At 59.2% G+C, this 20,533-nt stretch carries 12 protein-coding genes (1 of these 12 only partly in view); 5 read left to right on the top strand and 7 right to left on the bottom strand.

What is annotated here, in order from left to right:
* Positions 1–62 precede the first annotated feature (62 nt).
* Genes E7002_RS03255 through E7002_RS03245 form a run of 3 tightly spaced genes read right to left on the bottom strand, consistent with a single transcriptional unit; the run spans position 63 to position 2,953 of the window.
* Positions 63–275, bottom strand: coding sequence for a hypothetical protein (locus E7002_RS03255; protein ID WP_303727477.1), 213 nt, complete (start codon positions 273–275; stop codon positions 63–65).
* A complete protein-coding gene (locus E7002_RS03250) occupies positions 272–1,798 on the bottom strand; it encodes a DNA repair protein (RefSeq protein WP_303727476.1) in 1,527 nt (508 codons plus the stop codon). Before E7002_RS03250 ends, E7002_RS03255 begins: the two co-directional genes overlap by 4 nt.
* A gap of 15 nt (positions 1,799–1,813) precedes the next feature.
* Entirely contained in the window at positions 1,814–2,953 is a 1,140-nt protein-coding gene (locus E7002_RS03245; protein WP_303727475.1) for a cation diffusion facilitator family transporter, read from the bottom strand.
* A gap of 177 nt (positions 2,954–3,130) precedes the next feature.
* Here E7002_RS03245 and E7002_RS03240 point away from each other — a divergent pair, with 177 nt between their 5' ends.
* The 4 genes from E7002_RS03240 (at position 3,131) to E7002_RS03220 (ending at position 8,249) form a co-directional block, all read left to right on the top strand.
* Positions 3,131–4,357: a cation diffusion facilitator family transporter gene (locus E7002_RS03240; protein WP_303727474.1), complete on the top strand. Its 1,227-nt coding sequence runs from the start codon at positions 3,131–3,133 to the stop codon at positions 4,355–4,357.
* Between the two features lie 407 nt (positions 4,358–4,764).
* A complete protein-coding gene (nadE, locus tag E7002_RS03235; RefSeq protein WP_303727473.1) occupies positions 4,765–5,529 on the top strand; it encodes an NAD(+) synthase in 765 nt (254 codons plus the stop codon).
* A gap of 761 nt (positions 5,530–6,290) precedes the next feature.
* A complete protein-coding gene (locus E7002_RS03225) occupies positions 6,291–7,505 on the top strand; it encodes an aminotransferase class I/II-fold pyridoxal phosphate-dependent enzyme (protein ID WP_303727779.1) in 1,215 nt (404 codons plus the stop codon).
* Positions 7,506–7,601: 96 nt separating this feature from the next.
* On the top strand, positions 7,602–8,249 hold the full coding sequence (locus E7002_RS03220) for a class I SAM-dependent methyltransferase (protein ID WP_303727472.1): 648 nt from the start codon (positions 7,602–7,604) through the stop codon (positions 8,247–8,249).
* 209 nt (positions 8,250–8,458) lie between these two features.
* Here E7002_RS03220 and dtd read toward each other — a convergent pair whose 3' ends face one another.
* The 3 genes from dtd to E7002_RS03205 all read right to left on the bottom strand — a co-directional run bounded on the left by dtd (position 8,459) and on the right by E7002_RS03205 (position 11,469).
* Complete coding sequence (gene dtd / locus E7002_RS03215; protein WP_303727471.1) at positions 8,459–8,941, bottom strand: D-aminoacyl-tRNA deacylase; 483 nt, start codon at positions 8,939–8,941, stop codon at positions 8,459–8,461.
* A gap of 2 nt (positions 8,942–8,943) precedes the next feature.
* Positions 8,944–10,164, bottom strand: coding sequence for a CDP-glycerol glycerophosphotransferase family protein (locus E7002_RS03210; RefSeq protein ID WP_303727470.1), 1,221 nt, complete (start codon positions 10,162–10,164; stop codon positions 8,944–8,946).
* Between the two features lie 225 nt (positions 10,165–10,389).
* Positions 10,390–11,469: an acyltransferase family protein gene (locus E7002_RS03205; RefSeq protein ID WP_303727469.1), complete on the bottom strand. Its 1,080-nt coding sequence runs from the start codon at positions 11,467–11,469 to the stop codon at positions 10,390–10,392.
* 698 nt (positions 11,470–12,167) lie between these two features.
* On the opposite strand from E7002_RS03205, the gene E7002_RS03200 reads away from it, so the two are divergent.
* Positions 12,168–13,082: a hypothetical protein gene (locus E7002_RS03200; RefSeq protein WP_303727468.1), complete on the top strand. Its 915-nt coding sequence runs from the start codon at positions 12,168–12,170 to the stop codon at positions 13,080–13,082.
* Between the two features lie 715 nt (positions 13,083–13,797).
* Here the strand turns inward: E7002_RS03200 and E7002_RS03195 are convergent.
* Positions 13,798–20,533, bottom strand: the end of a protein-coding gene (locus E7002_RS03195; protein ID WP_303727467.1) for a BspA family leucine-rich repeat surface protein. Its footprint extends 25,832 nt past the window's final position; 6,736 of the gene's 32,568 nt are visible here — the last part of the coding sequence; the start codon falls outside the window, past its right edge — the gene reads right to left on this strand; its stop codon occupies positions 13,798–13,800.

Genomic DNA, 20,533 nt, shown 5'->3' with positions numbered 1-20,533 from the left:
GTATAGGGGTTATCGCCGAAAATGTCTGGGCGAATTACCACGCAGATAACGAAACACGCAGGCTAATGACCGCGCGCCGTATCTTCGATGATATCGGTAAAGCCAGATAGGGCCGCAAATGGGGCGAACTGAGCACCCCGATCTTCGCGCGGCATGGGGGCATGCGTGCGCGATACGGGCCGCGGAACGTCTACGATGTCGCCATACGCCGCCATGACCGCCATTTCGTCGAGGATCGCCTGGGCCTGTTCGGTATCGAACGCTTCCTCACTCATGCGCGATGACCCCCAATCTGAGAATTGCGCTGGATGGTGGTAGCGCCCTCTTTCAAATCCATGCCCTTGAGCACGGCATTCTTGCCAAAGCGATGCCGTGCGGCAAGAATGGCCTGCTGCATGCGATGCTCCTGCGCAAGACGAGCCTTTTCGCGCGCCTCACGTTCCTGCTGCTCGGCAGGGTCTTCCAGCAGGGAAAGCTGCTCGCCCACACCGTCAACGGAATGTGCGGCAGCGGCAAACCCACGCTGCGTAACGCCACATGCCACGACGTTCAAGCGCCGCACCAACAGGTGCCGGCTGACGATTTCGTCGAACAGATTCATGACCGCATCCACGATAAGGCGCGAAGACGACGTGCTGCACGGAAGCGTTGCCGTGCCATGGGCATGACGCGGCACGCTGCGGCCATACCAATCGGTTGACGCATCCACCGTTTCGCCCATGCTTGCCGCAGATGAGCAGTTGAAAATATCGTAACCCACGGTGATGACGACCTGGTTGCATTCCAAGCCGGCGTCAACGAGGTCGAACGAAAGCTGATCGGCCATTTCGCGCATTACCAGGCGCGCTTCTTCCCATTCATACGGGCACATGAGCACCTGACCCGAGCCAAGACTGTTGGACTTCGGACGATAGGATTTCACATCGGCCATGGTGCAGGGCTCGTAGCCCCAGGCATGATCGATGAGCAGCTCTGCGTTCTTACCGAACAACCGATAGAGCAAATCCTCGTTTCGACGCTCGTGCGGACCACCCAGCGAACAACGAGCGATATCGCCCATGGTATGCATGCCATGGGCCGCCAGCTTGCGCGCATACCCCGGCCCCACACGCCAGAAATCGGTAATGGGCGTATGAGCCCACAGCCTGCGACGGTAGCTGCTTTCGGTAAGTTGCGCAATGCGTGCGCCGTGCTCGTTCGGTTGCGCGTGCTTGGCCACGATGTCCATGGCGACCTTCGCCAAGTACAGATTCGAGCCAATGCCGCACGTAGCGGTAATACCCGTTTCCTGAAGCACTTCGGCCAACAGCTTTTCGGCGAAGGCGCGTGGCGTGATATGGCCCGTGCGCAGATAGCCCGTAACGTCGATGAACACTTCGTCGATGGAGTACACGTGCACATCTTCGGGCGAAACGTGACGCAGGTAAATGTCATAGATTTCCGCAGACCGCTTCAGGTAGACCGCCATCTGCGGGCGGGCAGCCACGAAATCGACCTCGAGCGACGGATCGCGTTCCAATTCGGGGGCGTAGATGGACTTCCCCCGCAAGGTACCCCCTGCAGCATGACGCCGCATGGCGTTGACCTGCGCTAATCGCTGCTTCACTTCGAACAGGCGGGCGCGACCCGAAATGCCAAGCGCCTTCAGCGAAGGAGATACCGCCAAGCAAATGGTCTTGTCGGTGCGTTCCACATCGGCCACTACCAAGTTCGCGGTAAGTGGGTCGAGCCCCCGTTGCGCACATTCCACGCTGGCATAGAACGACTTGAGGTCGATGGCTAAATAGGTACGCTCCATAGGCAAACCAACAGGCTAATCGCTGATATCGGAATCGAGAGTGGCAACGAATTCGTATGCAGGGAACTGACGATGCAGTTCCTGGCAAACGCCCTCCACCACGGCAGAACGATCGGGAGCGTCGAAGCCCACCACCATGTCGAACTGAACGCGCTTCGTTTCCTCGTTCACGTAGAAGCCATGTGTCTGCAGAATGTTGCGGTCGTTGTTCGCCAAACGCACGAGCGCCAGGAAGATATCGGCCTGTTCGCCCGTACGCTGCGTATTCGTGGAGTAAATGCCCACGGTATGCACCATGACATCGCAATTCTTCATGACGGCATCCTGCACCTTGCGCGTGAGGGAGTCGATTTCCGCAGCGGTAAGCGTGTCGTCGACCTCCACGTGAACGCTACCGAAATAGCGATTCGGGCCGTAGTCGTTCAGTACCAGGTCGTATGCGCCATGCACCCCAGGCACCGTCATGACCGCAGCGCGCACTTTCTGAGCCAGGCTGGCATCGATGCGACCACCCAGGATCTTCGCAATGGCCTCGCGCAGAATGTCGATGCCAGCCTTGATGATGAAGCCGGAGATGACAAGGCCCAGCCATGCTTCCAGCGAAACGCCCGACACGATGAAGATCACCGCCGCCACCAGCGTAGAGGCAGAAATGATGGCGTCCATAAGGGCGTCGGTACCACTGGCGCGCAAGGAGCCGGAATTGAGCGCCTTGCCACGGGAAAGGGCATAACGGCCCAAAGCGATCTTTGCCACCACGGCAACGCCCACCACGATGAGCGTGACCGCTTCGTACGTAGCCTCTTCGGGATTGATGATGCGCCAAATAGATTCGCGCGCGGCTTCCACGCCAGCGAAGGCAACCACGATGCCAATGGCGATGGTAGTGAGGTATTCCGCACGGCCATGCCCGAACGGATGCGAGGCGTCGGCGGGACGCGACGCAAGCTTCGTGCCCACGATGGTGACTACGGAAGAGAAGGCGTCGGAGAGGTTGTTCACGGCGTCGAGCGTAATGGCGATGGAGTTCGACAGCGCGCCCACGGCAGCCTTGAACGCCGCAAGCAAGATGTTCGCAACGATGCCCACGATGCTGGCCCTTACGATGCCTGCGTCGCGTTCCTGCATGCTGAGCGCCTGAGCGTCTTCGGACATTGCCCCTCCTTTCCGTGTACACCCTTGCAGTATACACGAACAGATGTACGATGTTAAGCAAGCCGCCCCGCACATCACAAATAGTTTGTTAAACCTAATTGAACAGGCGGTTTACGCATAAACAGCGCCTGCATCCACATCTGATATTCTAAGGCAAACACAGAAATGGAGATACACATGAGCACAAACAAAGCCGCCGACGAAGATCGAATACATACCGCCAGCGCTCTAGGCACGAAGCCAAGCACGTGGGTGCGCGTTTCGCACGATGCGCAAAGCGCCGCCAGCACGGGCGATTCCCCAGAAGAAGAACAGGTCTACATTCACGGCGACCTCGATGAAGAAGACGACAGCATCGACGACAACGTAGCCGACACCGACTCCATCGCCATGCGCCGCCATCGCGCTCGCAAGCGCGCGAAGCCCCTCTCCCCCGCCGAGCAGCTGAAGCGCAACCGCACGGTCATCTCGGCCGTAGCGGCAGGGGTCATCGTTTCCGTGATCAAATTCATCACCGCCGCCTTCACCGGCTCGGTGGCCATGCTTTCCGAAGGCGTACATTCGCTGGTAGACGCCGCAAACGATTCGCTCATGCTCGTGGGCGCGCGCGGCTCGAAGCGCCAGCCCGACTTGGAGCACCCCTTCGGATACGGGCGCATGGTGTACTTCTATACGTTCATCGTATCCGTGGTCATCTTGCTCTTTGGCGGCGGGTTCACCATCATGCAGGGCATCTCCGCATTGCAATCGCCCGAAACGGGCGTGGAGAACCCCGTCGTGGCCATCGTAGTGCTGCTCGTGGGCACTGCCATAGAAAGCGTGTCCCTCTCCATCGCGTTTCGCGAGGTAAACCAAGCGCGCGGCGACGATACGCTCATGGAGTACATCCGCACGAGCAAGGCGCCCACCAGCTTTACCGTGCTATTGGAAGACACCGCCGCCGTGCTGGGCATGCTGTTCGCGCTAGCGGGCATCGTGGCCACGGCCCTTACGGGCAATGGCACCTACGACGCCATCGCGTCAATCGCCATTGGCGCGCTCATGGCCATCTTCGCCGTGGTACTCGTACGAGAAACATCAAGCCTGCTCATTGGCGAAGGACTCGACCGCGACGAAATCGAGGACATCGTGTTCATCGTGGAGGAGGATCCCGCTGTCATCAAATGCGGCCGCGTGCTCTCCATGTACATGGGCCCGAAAGACATGGTCCTGAACTTGGACGTAACCTTCGACGACGAGCTCGACGAGGGGGACATCCTGCAGGCCATCGACCGCGTTGAAGCCGAAATCATCGATGACTATCCACAGTGCTCCGCCATCTTCATCGAAGTGGAATCGCTGAACCAGGTATACCGCCAACGTGCCGACCGCGCCCTGGCCTTCCAAGAGGCGGAAGAGGATTAATCCGCCGACGGCCGCAGCGCGCACCCCTTCGGGACCCCGCTCCGCTGTTCGCTCGGTTTTTGCCCCTCAACGGGGCAAAAACCATTGCTCATGCGCTGCGCTGATTCATGCTTTTACTTGCGCTGCCCAGGATGTCCCACGGATTTGCGTGAAGCTTCGCTTCCCGCTCTCCGTGGGGCATCCTGGGCTTAGCGCATTTTCGTTTGCTTTCACAGGGTCCCGAAGGGATGCGCGCTGCGGCCGTACCGACGGGTAGGTGGAGCAACCTTTTGTTGGCGCGAGTCGGCACCGTCTCCCGTTCACGCAGCCTCTACCACGTACAGGCAATTCGCGTTTCAAATGGATGAACAATCGGCGGTTTAGCTGGCTCGCGGGTATACTGGGTCGTACGAAAGAAAGGACACCGCATGCTAGCCAACCCCGACGCAACGCTCGAAGCCCTTACCACCTGGATCCGCGATTACTTCGCCGAGAACGGCCCCACGGCACATGCCGTCGTGGGCATTTCGGGCGGCAAGGATTCCAGCATAGTCGCCGCGCTCTGCGTACGCGCACTGGGTGCCGGCCGCGTAGTGGGCGTGCTCATGCCCAACGGCGAGCAAGCCGACATCGAAGACGCACGTGAGATCGTGACGCATTTGGGCATTCGCTCCATCTGCGTGGACATATCGGGCGCAACCGCAGCGCTTTCAAGCGCGCTCATTGGCGCCGAGGGATTCGCCGAGGCAACGGGCGACAACGCGGGGCTTTCTCGTGACACGCGCATCAATCTTCCCGCACGCATTCGCATGACCACGCTGTACGCCGTAGCGCAAAGCCTGCCAAACGGCGCACGCGTGGCGAACACCTGCAATCGCAGCGAAGACTACGTGGGCTACTCTACGAAGTACGGCGATGCCGCGGGTGATTTCAGCCCACTCGCGAACATTCTGGTAGAGGAAGTACGTCAATTGGGCAGCGCGCTCGGCCTTCCCGAGCACTTGGTGCAAAAGACGCCAAGCGACGGTCTTTCGGGCCAGAGCGATGAAGACAAGCTTGGATTCACGTACGCCACGCTCGACCACTACATCGCCACGGGCGAATGCGATAACGCCGCCACGCGCGATCGCATCGATGCGCTACACGCCATGAACCTGCACAAGCTGAAGCCCATGCCGGCATTCCAGCTGTAAGATTCACGCCATATGCCACTGCCGAACGCGAGGGTCCCAGGGGCTCTCGCGTTCGCTTATTTCACGTCATCTTGCGTTCCTCGCAAATTGCGAGAAGCCATGCGCGCAACGCCGCGAGTGCCCTACCGCACGTCGTACAACGCCTACCATCTGCACCTTCATATTGAACTATTTTGAACTCCTTGCTTTCATGAGAATAGACGCGGTGGTAAGCTTGGGATATTGAACTTCCGGAGCAAGGAGGCACCATGGCAAAGCAAACGTTCGCAGATCGGCTGGTACTGGCGATGGACCAGCGCGGCCTCAAGCAGATCGATTTGGTTCATATTGCCGCACAAAATGGAGTTAAACTTGGAAAAAGCCAGGTGAGTCAGTATATTAGCGGGAAAACGATCCCACGAGCAGGCGTCATGGAGTTCCTTGCCGACACACTTGGCGTCTCAAAGGAATGGCTTGCCGATGGAACCCCCATCCCTGTAGCCAAACCCATTGAACCCGCTCCTTCCACAGCTGCCGCAAAAGTTGAACCAACACCTGCCAGCCCTCATTTCCAGAACGCGGCATCGCAGCCCGCGGCAAGCGCTGCAACCACGGCAAGTTCAACGACTACACAACCCGCTGCGGCACCCGTTCGTCCAACCACAACCACTGCCGCTGCACAAACCGGCTTCGCCGCCGCAGCAACCGCTGCCGCCGCTCGCGTCGCCGCACCCCACCCTGCTCCGCAACCCACCCCGAACGCTCCCCTGGAGGCCCGACACATGCGTACCTTCGCCAAATCTTCCAAGCTCGATAACGTCCTCTACGACGTGCGCGGCCCCGTGGTCGACGAAGCCAACCGCATGGAGGACGCGGGCACCCAGGTGCTGAAGCTCAACATCGGCAACCCCGCCACATTTGGGTTCCGCACGCCCGACGAAGTCATCTACGATATGCGCCGCCAGCTAACCGACTGCGAAGGCTACTCGGCAAGCCGCGGCCTCTTCAGCGCGCGCAAGGCCATCATGCAGTACTCGCAAATCAAGGGCCTGCCCAACGTGACCATGGACGACATCTACACGGGTAATGGCGTAAGCGAGCTCATCAACATCTGCATGTCCGCGCTGCTCGACTCCGGAGACGAAATCCTCATCCCCTCGCCCGATTACCCGCTGTGGACGGCATGCGCCACGCTTGCCGGCGGCACGCCCGTGCATTACATCTGCGACGAGCAGGCGGAATGGTATCCCGACATGGACGACATCCGCTCGAAGATCACCAGCCGCACGAAGGCCATAGTCATCATCAACCCGAACAACCCCACCGGCGCGCTCTACCCGCGCGAGGTGCTGCAGGAAATCGTGGACATCGCCCGCGAACACCAGCTCATCATCTTCAGCGACGAGATCTACGATCGCCTGGTCATGGATGGAGAAGAACACGTCTCCATCGCCAGCATGGCGCCCGATTTGTTCTGCGTCACGTTCAGCGGCCTTTCGAAGTCGCACATGATCGCGGGCTTCCGCATTGGCTGGATGGTCCTTTCGGGCAACAAGCGCATCGCCCGCGACTACATTCTGGGCTTGAACATGCTTTCCAACATGCGCCTCTGCAGCAACGTGCCCGCGCAATCCATCGTGCAAACGGCGCTCTGGGGGCATCAGAGCGTGCAGGACTACATTGTGCCCGGCGGACGCATCTACGAGCAGCGCGAATTCGTGTACAACGCCCTGAAGGACATTCCGGGCATTTCCGTAGTGAAGCCGAAGGCCGCGTTCTACATCTTCCCGAAGATCGACACCGCACGCTTCAACATCACCGACGACGTGCAGTTCGCCTTGGACCTGCTGCGCGAGAAGCGCATCCTCATCGTGCAGGGCACGGGCTTCAATTGGTCGCAGCCCGACCACTTCCGCGTGGTATATCTGCCGCGCGTTGAGGTTTTGGGCACCGCCATGGAACAACTCGCCGACTTCCTGATGTACTATCGTCAGTAACTCACAACGCAGCCGCCACGCCTCGCGAGAACCACCTAGCGCGGCGGCTGAAGCAGGCTGCATGCCCGCTTGCTACCTCGCGAAAGGATGCCATACATGAACAGAAGCGCATCGAACGTACCTGCAGACGCCCTAGCGGGCAATCCCGGCAACCCCACGGGCGAAGCTGGGCGCGCCATGCTGGAGCGCATGAACGAAAGCCATGGCGAGCTTACCGAATGGGCGCTGGGCTTCGTAGAATTCCAGAACGGGTATGAGGCGCTCGACGTAGGCTGCGGAGGCGGCGCCACCATGCAGCGCATCGCACGACGCTACGCGGGCGGCCACGTACACGGCATCGACCATTCCAAGGAAGCCGTCGCCCTTGCACGGGAAACGAACCAGAAGACCATCGAAGCGGGCCGCATGACGGTACGCCGCGCTTCCGTGGAACGCCTGCCCTTCGAGAACGGCACGATCGACATGGCGGTAAGCGTGGAGAGCCTGTACTTCTGGCCGCGCCCCGATGCCGGCCTGGGCGAAATCTGCCGCGTGCTGCGGCACGGCGGACAGCTGGTCATTGCGCTCGAGGCATACGAGAACGGCAATCTGCCGGAAAGCGTGCAGGCGAATGCGCAGCAGTTCGGGCTGTTCATGCCCACCATGGGCGAGCTTCGCTGCCTCCTGCGCGAAGCGGGCTTCGACAGCGTGGACATCTGCACGCAGCCCAACACGCTCTGGCTGGCGGCTATCGCCACGAAATAGCCGGTTTCCATAGGGCTACAAGGCCGTCTCGCAGCAATGCGGGATGGCCTTTTTCGTTGGATGAGCATGGAGCCATGCGCAGGAAAACGATGCCGCAGACGACGGCTCATGGCGTCGCGGGGTTTAGCCGCAAACTAGCAGCGTGGTAATGCGCGCGTTCGCGAAGCCGCTCGCGCCACGCGAAATGAAGGGCGCGGGAGAAGCGCAGGCTAGAGCTCGTTGGTGTCGAGCCAGATGGTGAACGGACCGCTGTTCTCGATGGACACGTGCATGTCGGCGCCGAATTCGCCCACGGCAATACTGCCCAGATCGTTTTGGGCCAACTGGCAGAAATGGCGATACAGCTCGCGCGCCTTCTGCGGGTTGCCCGCCTCAGTAAAGCTGGGGCGGTTGCCGCGGCGGCAATTCGCGAACAGCGTGAACTGAGAGACCACGAGCACTTCCCCATCCACATCGGCAAGCGAAAGGTTGGTTTTTCCGTTCTCGTCATCGAAGATGCGCAAGCGCGAAATCTTGCGCCACAAACGCTCGGCTTCGGCCTCCGAATCGTCTTCGCCAACGCCCAGAAACACCACCAGACCGCGCTTGATCGCTCGACGCGGCTCACCCTCGATGATGCCCGAAAAGGTGCCTTCCGTGCCGTCCTGAATGGCTACAGAGGCACTCGTGACGCGTTGAAGCAAAGCCCGCATGGCTATTCCTCCTCCGAAGGTAGGTTGGTGGCGATTGCAGGGCCAAACACGGCCCGCACGATACGCTCGGTGGCATGCCCATCGCAGGCCGACATGAACTTCTCGCGGAACGCATCGATCTGCGTGGCGTCGAAATCGCGCTCGGAGGCGGCAAGCCACGCGACGAGCTCTTCCGTGGTCGTGCATACGGGGCCCGGAGTGAGCTCGTCGTAATCGTAGTAGAAGCCGCGCCAATCGTCGTAATCGCTGCGATCGTAGGCAAAGAAGGCCAGCGGACGACGCAGGAGCGAGTATTCGAACACGAGCGACGAGTAGTCGGAAACGCAGGCGGAGCTTGCGGCCATAAGCTCGTCGATGGCCAGGTCGCCATGCGTGACGTCGAACGCGAAGTCGCGGCAGCTGTCGGGAATTGCAGGCGGCTGCTTCACGAAAGGATGGTGCTTGATAACGAGCGCCCAACGATCGCCAAACTCCTGCTTCATGCGTTCGATATCCAGCTGGTCGGGGCCTTCCGCGCTGGCCACGCGGCCACGGAAGGTGGGCGCATACAGCAGAATCTTGCGACCAGCGATGCCGGGAAGCGCCCGCTCCACGCGGGCAAGCGAGCGCTGCAGGAAATCGGGACGGAAGAAGATATCGGTACGGCTGACGCCCAGGGCCTGCACGATTTCGGGCGTGCGTTCCAGATGCATGGCCTCGATGTATGCCCAGTTTACTTCCGGGCTGCTGGTAGTTACCAGCGAAAGGTTGCTGTAGAACGGATGGCGCAGCTTCTGCTTACGCGAACCGCCGAACTTCAGGTCGGCCGTGCTCATGCCCCATTTCTTGAAGGCGCCGCAACCATGCCACAGCTGTACCACCTGCGAGCCTTCGCGCAGCGGCACGCAGCTGACCACGTTCGACGCATCGTTCAGGAACACGTAGGGCGCCGTGGCGATCTCGCGCAGCATGGCCAGGCAGTTGCGATGGTACTGCGCGTAGCGCACGCGCGATTCGCCCAGGAAGAGCACGCTGAGGGAAAGCTGGGGTTCGCGCTGCAGGCGTTCGTGCATGAGCTTGAAGCTGTCGGAAAGCTTGGGCTCGCGCACTTCCACGAACACGACCTTGCCCGGAACGAGCGGCTGTCGCGCTGCCCTACGGTACACACGCGGGTACCACACCGAGAGGCAGAATTCGCGCATCAGACGCTTCGGGATGCGCAAGAGCGGCTTGAGGATGGACATGGGTCTCCTGTTCGAGCAATGCTAAGTAACTGGGATAGGATACACCACCCGAGCACACGGAGCGGAAAACGGCGAGCGAGGGCGAGGGCAAGGGCACGGCTTGAAGACTGCGCGCACGGGGCCGCACGGACGCATTGCCAGCGCACGACGAGAAACGGTCCCATAAGCGAAATAGGCCACACGGAAACACTCCGCCCACACGCGTCCGGGGTCGCACGAACGCCGCTAAGCCGCCGTTGTTCGCACGCCGGCACTCGCATGGGCCACGCCACGCAACTGGGCCCCCAGCCAGCTGAAGGGCTTGCTGAACACAGGAAGAGACAGCACCACGGTGATGATGACGCCCAGCCCGATGCACACGAAGGGCCACGAGATGCCGTGCGCCATCAGGAAGCCATAGGCATCGCAAGCGTGCAAAGCGCAAAGGACGGGAAAATGCAGCATGTAGACAGCCAACGTTCTCGTTCCAAATTCCGAAACAAGCGCAATGCGGCGGCGCGGCACAACCGCCAACACGCTCGCGCACATAGTGGCAGAAATGACGTACGCCACTCCGCGATGCATCCACGAGCAGCCTACCAAGCCAGCTTTGATAGCGTTCTCGAATGAATTCCGCCCTGTGAACAGCGGACGGAAATGGTAAGCGTCACCAACGCGCACAAGGCACAAAACGGCGAAAGCCACGATGACCACGACCCCCACTACGCGCAGCCACGGGTACGCCAACGCACGCTCGACCCGGGCGGGATTCAACATATGACCCAGCCAGAAGAATGGCAGGAACACCACGATACGCGAGAGGTAGAGATAGTCGGAGATGCTGGAGTCGTACCCCACCAGCATGCCCACAACGAGCGACCCGGCCAGGACGATCCAAACGTTTGCTCGATGCAAGACCCACGAGAGCGTGTAAAACGCAGCGAGCGCAAAGAGATACCAGGGGATGCTTCCATCGCCGAGCAGGGTAAACTTCACCGCACTCGTATCGCCACCCTGAATAACGGCAATCGCGTAATACGTCGCAAACAGAAGAACCTTCAGCAGAAAGCCGAGAGCGACCATCTGCACAACGCGCTCGAGCGTCTTCTGACCCGTAAGTCGCTCGCGACTCAGGAACAAGCCGGAGATGAAGAGAAACAGCGGCATGTGGAATGAATAGATGAAGACGAACAGGCTTTTCGCGCCCGGATGGGAAATGGCGCACAAGTCGATAATATGGCCAATGACCACCAAGACGATCAGCACGAACTTCACGTTGTCGTAATACGCAATGCGCTCGTGCGATTGCGCGACCACATCCCCCACTTACGCCCCCATTCTTCCTGCATCCCTCATGCTTCACCAGGCCAGAATACATTTACCCATTGTAGCCATATGCGTGAACGAAAAGCAAAAGGGACCAGCGAAACATCAGCGAGAAGGAATCATGACACCGCCCCATTTTCCGGAAAAACTGGGTTTCAGACTGATTATCGCGGGCGAAATGGCGCCCAAAGAAAAATCGACCTGGGGGTTTCAAAGCAACCCACCACAGGCAGGTCCATTTCTCCGGAAAAACTGAAAAGCTCATGTGCACATCCGTGGACGCAACGCATCAGCGGTGGGTTCCGCTCCAACCACCACAACAGATATCACGCAGTTAGCAAGAGTCGCACAACAGTCGCGCAATGGTCGCGTTTCGATAGCGCGCCAGGTCAAAGTTAAAGCCCGTTTATCTGGGGAAATATATAGTAGATTTAGCGATTACAGTCCGCTAAACTCGATGGCAAATCGCCTCGACGAAACGCCTTTCCAATCGCATTTTCGGTAGCCATCAAGCATCTGCGGGGCGAACCCCAAGACATACATTTCAACGGCACAAGGTTCTATCAGGCCCATGCATACGGGATTGGGAGGAATCGTTGACAACGTTCATTCTTGGTTACCGCACGGCACTTGCATATTGGAGCGCGCGCAAGTCGAGCGCACTCCACCGGCCCCTCTCTCCATCCGAGGAAATGTGCGTGCTGGCAGAAGCCGCTACGCCCAGCAAAGAACAAGTGATGCGGATCATCGAGGCGCAGCTCTTTTCGGGAATCGAAGCGCCATTAGACCTGATCTCGACAAAGAGAAGCGCATCCCTACGGACTTCGTACATGCGCGTCCATGGACAACTCTCGCCGTTACCTCCCGGTTCCATCACCTTCGCGGGAAGCATTTCGGGAGATGAAGACGAATTGAGCGTATTTGTCTCCACCCCAGAACTCTGCCTCGTTCAGATGGGATGCTTCGCGGAACGACACGAGCTCGCAGAGCTCGCCTTCGAGTTATGCGGCGACTACGCGCTTCGCCCTGATGGGATGGGCGGAACCCATATTATCAAGCGACAGCATGCAACAACCGCCGATAGCCTACGTGCGTACATCGCAAGAGCAGCAGATGTGCACGGCGTAAAACGCGCACGGTTTGCAGCCGAGTGCGTCGTAGATAGCTCAAGATCGCCACGCGAATCGCAGATTGCACTCGAAATGACGCTTTCGTATAGGCTGGGAGGCTACGGGCTACCGCGACCGAAGCTAAACGAAAAGATCACCCTAGAAGGGGCAGCTCGCAGAGCGGCAGGCGTACGAGAAATCTACCCCGATTTCTATTGGCCCAACGAAGGACTTGTCCTCGAGTACGACAGCGACGCATTTCACTCGGACAGCGCCAAACGCGAGCGGGACATCCGCAAACGCAATGCCTACGAGATGCTCGGACTCCACGCGTTGTCCTTAACGCATCGGCAATTCACCGACCAGCTTCAATTCGCCTGCATCATGGAAGAGGTCGGCAGAATGCTGGGCTACAAGACACATGCATTAACAGCAATTCAGCAACGCAAACGTGCTCAACTACACGGCTTTCTTACGCACGGAAGCAGGCTACCCCGCTTATAGCGCCCCCATTGAAGCAACCACCGCGTCAGTTTTTCCGGAGAAATGGACCTGTCAGAGGGACGTTCGGACGGAATCGCATTCGGGGGCCATCGCGAGCTGGGACTTCGCGATGGCGCCCATCCGGAGAGGTCGGTTTCTCCGGAAAAACGAGTCGAGGCTGAGGGGCAAAGCGGCGGAGGCGGAGATGCGAAAGCGCAGGCGATAGACGATCGGGGCCCTCGAGCGGAGAAAGCTTGCCTCGGCGGCTTTCCATAGCCGCCCGTGCGGTGCGGTCCCAGACCAAACCGCACGCGCGGGCGGGTGTGGAAAGGCGACGCCGGTGACACTCGAGTGAGCACGAGAGGACAACGCCGACGACAGACGACCAAAGCGGAAGCAACGACTTGCGCAATCGGGCAGGTGTGGGAAGGCGACGCCGGTGACACTCGAGTGTGTACGAGAGGATAGCGCCGATGACTACGAGGTCTCAAGATGGGGCGCGGGAATCGCATGGGCCGAGTTCCACTCAAGCGGGCCCTGGCGCTCGGATTACGAGTAGTCCGGACACGCATTCTTGCCGCTAACCCGAAAAAATGCCTGCGCTGGTGGGCGGAGGTATCGCCCACCAGCGCAGATAGGTGTAAACGGAGGAGCCCAATCTGGGCCTTGATCGCGCTCCCCCGCTCTATCCATGACCCGCGCCCCACATGAGGAGCGCGCGCCTTAGATAACGAAGTTACGCAACCAGGCCCTGGGCAGCGTCAGCTGAAGACGCCGCCTGGAGAGCATCCTGGTTGATGACAGCTGCGAGGGGGCTTGCGCCCGTCTCGAGCTGACAAATCGCTGCTGCAAGCACATCAGAGCCTACCGCAGATAACATGGCATCATCCTCCGCTTGGGGTGGGTATCCCCCAGCGGAATCCGGATCGCTACTCATGGCAACGAGGCCAAAACCCGAAGCGTCGCCGATAGCGTTTTCGGTCGAAACAACATTGCCCGCATTGGAACCCAAAAGATCCATCTCGCCGGCATCGTCAGCCGCGCCAGCAACAGCAGCGGCATCGGAGGCCACGTCCAGCAGGGCGGCGGAAGCATCATCGCCAGCCGCAACCATCTGGCCAATCGCAGACGCGGAAACGCCCGCAGTGGCATCGACGCCCATCGAAGAATCAGTCGTGGCTTCGCTAAGCAATGCGAGCATGGCAACCGTTTCGTCCTGCGCCGGCTCGGACGCGAGGGTTAGGGGCTCAACCGCAACCGCCGCAACATCCTGCTCGGATAGCGCAGCGAGCGCGGTACCCCCTCCCCCGCCATCGTCGGATAGAGTCGCCAGGGCAGTGGCACCCGAGCCCGCACTCAACGCGGCCAAAGACGTTGCCGAGCCGGAGCTTGTCGGGTTAAGAGCGGTGCCTGGCGTGGTAGTACCCTGAACAACCCAATAGCCATAGATCTTGTACTTATAACCAGCCGTCTGATTATCCGCCGTTGCAATCTCAGAAAGCTTCGTAGTAGACGTAACTTGCATACCGGCGCCATTAGGCTTCGTAAAGTAGCCAACAAACGTATACCTAACGCCACTGACGGTCTTCGTGGAATTCGTACCAGGATTAATTGCGTTCGTCCAATACACAGACTTAGTCTGCGAGGTTGTCCTGCCATTCTGGACGTACTTGTAAATTATGACCGAATACTGATGCTTCTTCCATTGTGCATAAATTGTTACATCTGTGACAGTATCGTCATAGGAACCCGTTTGGAGATAAACAATCTCACCAACATTTATTGTCGACGTCACTACGGAACCACCAGTCGGTTTGGTCTTCCATTGACCAGTTGAATACAACTCGTATCCCTTTAACTTCGCATTAGTCTTGCCGCTTGTCAGGCTAACGTCAAACCACTTTTTCGTCTGCGTGTTGTACTGAGTTGCATCATTGTTCTGAGTATCCCAGTGGAATGTAACCGACACTTCATCCCACGTTGCAAATACGCGCTTGTTGCCCGTAGAGGGATTCGTGCTCGTAAACGCCGAATAGAGGGTAGTGGCCGTCATATAGCTTCCGGAATTGTAATTGAAACGCCACTTAGCGAACTTCCAACCAATAATATTGCAATTGATCGGCGCAAGCTCGGGATCCCTAATATCAACCGGAGTTCCACTACTCGTATCCGTATACAAGATATCCCAATCCGTAGCGTTAAACGCCGCCGTCTTCGTCCAGATTAGAGTCGGAGCATAGCCGAGATTCGCAAGCACATCAGGGTCCATCGCCATGGCCTTAATCTTCGAATTGCGATGCAGCTGAGCATCCGTCCAACGGGCCACCGCCGCGGCCGTATAGCCATAGCGCGTCGGATTAACCACGATATCCGCCTCAACGGCATCCAGAATATCCTGCGTGATGGACCAATACTCCAGCGTAACGTTGGCCGGCTTCCAGATGGCGTACAGGTAGTTCGCCTCGGGGTCGGTATCCGTCTCCTTCAGCTTCCACTTCTCCCACGGGATGTTATCCGGGTCGTCAGGATCGCGATACGGGAACTGCACGTCAGCCGGATCGCACAGCGGATTGTGGTCCCAACCCACGAAGATGTAATTCTCCCTCGTGAACTTGTTATCGCTCACGGCAACTTCCTCGTCGGTCACGCCCCAGGTGTCGGGCGTCGTGCCGTAATCAGTCATGTCGCCATTGCCACCCGGGAACACGAAGTTCGGGTTGATGTCCGGGTAGATATTCGCGAAGTACGTAATCTTCTGCGGCAGAGGCTGCCAGATCGCGTACAGACGCAAGCTGCTCGGCGGCATCGTAAACGTCGCGAACGTGTATTCGGGGCTTGTGTAGCTGCTCTTCGCGGGGTTATTCAGGTCGGTAGACCAACCCATCAGCTGATAGCCATAGCGGATGATATCGGCCGTGTTGTACGGCGTCACCGTGTCATCTACGCGGATCGCACCGGGGTTACCCTGGGTCGGCGTGACGATCGGGTCGACAAACGTAGGCGCCGCTTCCGCAATGCCGCTATCCCAGGTGCCCTTCACGGGCTCCCAGATGATCTGCACGTAATTCGCGGAATAGTACAGGTACAGCACCAACGTGCTGGCGAAGGTGTTGTTATCCACGGCGTCCAGCTTGCCTTCGGATACGTGGCCATTTGCCGCGTTCTCGGTAGCCGTGAGCGTGGGATTGTACGAATAGCCGCTATCGATAATATCCTGACGCAGGTAATTCGCGCCGTCGTAGTACACGCCAGCCTCGCCCGTCTCGATGGTCACGATGTACTCGAAGCCATTCGGGTTGGCCGTATTCTCCTTCCAGTGGTGCACCTCGAACTCGATGCCGGTACGTGCCTGGGCGAACAGGAACAGCTCCAGGCCGCCATCAGCGGTAATCACGCCGCTGCGCACTTCCTTGTACTTCGGAGTAGTCTCGCCCTCCTCGGTGTACGTGTAGCTGGGATAGTAGAAGTACCCCGGCAGGTTGATGTACGTGGTGCCGTCAATCGTGACCGTGTCATCCACGTCGCCCGTGAGCACGTCGGTACGCAGGATCATCGGGTCGCCACCCGTAGGCGTGCCATCGGCACCCGGGCCACCGTTGTGCACCAGGCCATCGGCGCCCACGCGATACGTGTACACCGTGTAGTTCACCACGTTGGCCTGGTAGTACAGGTACAGCACCGTGGAACCATCAGCTTCGATATTGGCCTGCCAATTGGTTCCGAACTTCGCATTGAAGGCGTACGCGGAATCGAACGTGTAGCCATTGAACGTCTTGGCAACGGCCGTGGCCAAGGTATCGCTCGTGCCCTGCAGGTTCTCGGTAGCCATATAGCGCACCGGAGAATCCAGCTCGCCATTGCTCTTCACGCGCACGTGGTACACCACGTACTTCGTGTCGTCGCGCGGAATCCACACGGCATAGACCACGTTGTCGTTGTTGTCTAGCAGCAGCGTCCAATCGCTACCCACGGCAACATCGCTTGTGCCCGCATCGGCCAAGGCCTTGGTAGTTGCCCAGCCGCCGAAGTTGTAGCCCACACGCGAAAGTAGGCCCGTGGGGTCGGCAACCTTCACGGTACCACCGTACACGCCATACGTATCGGGTACGCTGCCCTGGGCCTTCTTGGAATTGTTGTCGTACGCCAAGCGACGCACCGAAGGCGTCCAATGCGCGTACAGAACGGTGTTGCCCGCCGGCATGTTCCACGTGGTAAGCGTGGGAAGCAGCTCGATGGCGCCCGTCGGATCGTTCACCGACCAGCCCAGGAAATCGTAGCCAATGAGCGTGGGAGTGGGAATGCTCACCACATCGCCCGTGGCGTACGAGGTAGGACCAACCACCGTGGTGCCATCGGAGAACGCGCCGCCATTGGCGTCGATGGTCAGGTCGTACGCAAGCACCATGTAGTAGATCTTCAGCACCATAGAACCATCGGCTGCAATAACAGCGTCAGTAGCGCCATAACGCGCCAGCGTCTCGGACGGGCTGTAGACGAAACCGTCGAAGGTAACCAGCTCGTTGGCGGCATATACCGTGCTGTTCGTCTCGCCATAGCGCTCAACGGAAAGCGCCATGTACGGCGAGGAGCCATCGGTATGCAGCTGCCAATGCTGCACCGTGTACGGCGTGGTGCTCTTGGCCACGTAGTAGATGTAGAACACGTCGCTAGAGGCACCCATGCCCGTAATGGCCTGCGAGGACAGATAGGCATTATAGGTAGTACCACCCACCGTGGCACCCGAGAAGCTCGGGTCGAGTTCGTAGCCCACCAGACGCGAATCGCTGGGCCTATGCAGGCCAGCATCCACAACGTCGATGGTCAGGCCAACCTGGCCGTCGTGATACTCGGTGGAATCGATGAGCTCGATATCGGTATATGCCGCGTTGGTGCGGTAGATCTTCACTGTGTAGTCGATGCCCATGAGGGCCTTGTAGTACAGCAGCATAACCGACGTGCCATCGCCGGCAACCTCGATGCGGATGACGCTATCGCCAAAGCCGTCATCGGCGGTCTTGTAGCTCCACGTGCTGTCCCAAATGTAGCCCGTAAGCGTCTGGGCCACGTCGACGCCGTGAATGACCTTGCCCGCCTCGGCCGTGCGCGTCTCGTCGGTCTCGCTGATGAACATGGTACCCACGTTGTTCAGGAAGACATGACGCACCGTGTAGGAAACGGTATCGGGCTTGTAGTAGATATGCAGGATGGTGGTTCCGTCGCCATTCAGGTTCGCGGTAGTCACGTTGCCCGCGTTAGCGCTGTCAAACGTCCAGCCCACCGGCGGGTTGATCAGACCCAGCGCCGAAGCGTCGAGAGTGGTATCAGTCGTGCCAGTACGCTTAACCTTGCTCACCGTCTCGCCATCGGAATTCACGTAATGGTACGCCACCGTATACATGGTGTCGCTGCGCGCACGCCACGTGGCCGTCATGGTGCCCACACGCGATGCCATGCCCGGCATGGGAATGGAGGCGCCCGGAGCGCATACCGTGCCATCCTGATCGAACGTCCAGCTCACCAGCACGTAACCGGGGCGGTACACCTGGCCTTCCTCGTCGCCCTGCGTAGGCAACGTAATGCCAACGCCCGCCTCGTACTGGTCGACGCGCGTCACGCCGGAATACGACCAGCCAGCATCGGAAGCCACCAGGTCGTAGATGATCGTCATGGGCTGCGCCACGTAATACATGACGAGCGCCGTGGTGCCGTTGCGATCGACGATGGCCGAAGGCGCCGCATCGGAAGCATAACCAGGCGTGTAGACATAGCCCGTATACTGCGAAGACAGGTCGTCGGCGTATACGCGCGTGCCCGTGGTGGCAGTGTGCTCTTCCTCCACTTCGAAGAGCAGCTTGCCCTTGGAGGTTACGCGACGCTGATACACCACGTACTTCGTATTCGTGTTGGGCTGCCAAATGGCATACAGCGTAGTGTCGCTAAACGGCATCGTGTATGCAGAACCAGGAGCATATACCCACGTCAGGTCTCCCTCGGCCGGCTGTACGTCAGTCCAGCCAATAAGCGTGTAGCCAGCGTAGGTAACCTCTGCCGCGGAAGGCAGCGTGGTGGCATGACCCGAGGTAACCGAACGCGGATTAGCGCCACCGTACGAAGGCATCTGGGCCGCCGTCATGCCCGGAGGCAGGTTGCCCGCCAGGTCGAACGTGAGCTGCGCATCGTATTCCATGTAGTACAGGCGAAGCACCGTGGTGCCCATAGCGCTGACTTCGTCCTCAATCTTCACGAGCTCGATGCCGCTCGGCTGGAACGTGGTGAGCATGTAGTAGCCGTCGAACGTACGCGTCCAACCCTTGGATACGGCATTCACCGTGGCACCCGTGGTCTGGTACGGATGCGTGTCAGTAGCAGCCAACGTAATAGTGCCCGCCGCATCGACCAGGTAGTGCTCCACCATGACGCTAATGTTGTCGCTCGGCTGGAACACGTAATAGTACGTAGCCGACTTATAGGCTCCATCCACGCGCTCGGGAACGAGCGACATGCCAGCAAGCTGGCGATGGCTTACGCCACCCACCGTGTAGGTCATAGTGACCTTGTTGCCATCCTCGTCTACCCAGTACCCATACGTGTAACCCGTATTGGGCGTCACGGTGGCGCCCAACGGCGTACCGGAGACGGGATACAGGCTTTCGGCCGACATGGTGCCCGGCGAACCGCCACCATTCAACTGCACAGTGCCGCGCGCCGGATCGGCCACGATGTACGTAATGGTGATCTGCGGCGCCTCCTGGAAGACCGCGTAGTAGATGGAGGGGTTGGGCCACGCATTGGGAAGTGCAGGCGTAGGCGGCACGAATTTGTAGCCCTGGTACGTGTAGGTAACCGTACCCACCGTACGAGTGAACGTAGTGGCAGTGGAGTCGCTGCTCAGGGTATTACCCGCAGCATCGACCCATTTCACGAATACGTAGCCATTATTGGGAACGGCATACGAGCCCTTGGCTGCGCCACCCACGCCGGTAACGACTTCGCTCTCGCGATACACGAAACCACCTGCGGAAACGCCGCCATACGTTCCACCATCAACCGCATACTCAATCGTGGAGGGATACGCGGGAACCCAGTGGATGTAGATGACCTTGTCCAGGCCGCCCACCGTATAGGGCGAACCGGGAAGGTACACCACGTCGCCATTGGGCGTATCGGAATAGCCATCCATAACCCAGCCGTCAGGGCTACGCGTTGCGTAGTTGAACATCGGCAGGCGCTTGCAATACCCCGGTGCGTAACTACCCGTCTGATCGAAGTAGCCAGTCGCCGTATTGTACGTTGCCGTATCAAGCGTGATGGTGATGGTCGTTGGGTCGGGGTTGTTCTCATTGATGGTGAACACGTGGCGAATGGGCGTCCACAGCGCCACAAACTCGTAGTTCGCATCCACCGTCGTGGGGAATGCCTCATCCAAAATCAAATCGGTTCCCAAAGCAAACGTGGTGGCATCCACACCCGCA

Source organism: Denitrobacterium detoxificans, assembly GCF_015062615.1.
GTDB classification, from domain to species: Bacteria; Actinomycetota; Coriobacteriia; order Coriobacteriales; family Eggerthellaceae; genus Denitrobacterium; species Denitrobacterium detoxificans_A.
The sequence above is the reverse complement of the archived record's forward strand: the minus strand, read 5'-3'. Positions and strand labels throughout refer to the sequence as shown.